Annotated in this window: 1 protein-coding gene; it reads right to left on the reverse strand. The window is 67.1% G+C overall.

Annotation, left to right across the window (positions count from 1 at the left end; all coding sequences use genetic code 11):
• The coding region (locus AB4039_RS42535; RefSeq protein WP_442273350.1) for a beta-ketoacyl synthase N-terminal-like domain-containing protein at positions 1-397 on the reverse strand (397 nt) is incomplete at both ends.

Raw genomic sequence — 397 nt, forward strand, 5'->3', positions numbered from 1 at the left:
GTGAGCCGTAGTCGTGGTACATGACGCCCGCGAAGACCCCGGTACGCGAACCCCGCAACGAAGCCGGGTCGATACCGGCCCGCTCGAACACCTCCCACGAGGTCTCCAGCAACAACCGCTGCTGCGGATCCATCGCGAGCGCCTCACGCGGCGAKATMCCGAAGAACCCGGCATCGAACTCCGCCGCGTCATACAGGAACCCACCGTCCCGCGCATAACTCGTCCCCGCATGATCCGGATCCGGGTGGTACAACGCCTCCAGCGCCCACCCACGATCGACCGGGAAACCACCCACCGCGTCACCCCCCTCCGCGACCAGCCGCCACAGATCCTCCGGAGACCGCACCCCACCCGGATAACGGCAACTCATCCCCACGATCGCGATCGGCTCATCGGC

The organism is Streptomyces sp. M-16 (genome assembly GCF_052114405.1).
Classification (GTDB): domain Bacteria; phylum Actinomycetota; class Actinomycetes; order Streptomycetales; family Streptomycetaceae; genus Streptomyces.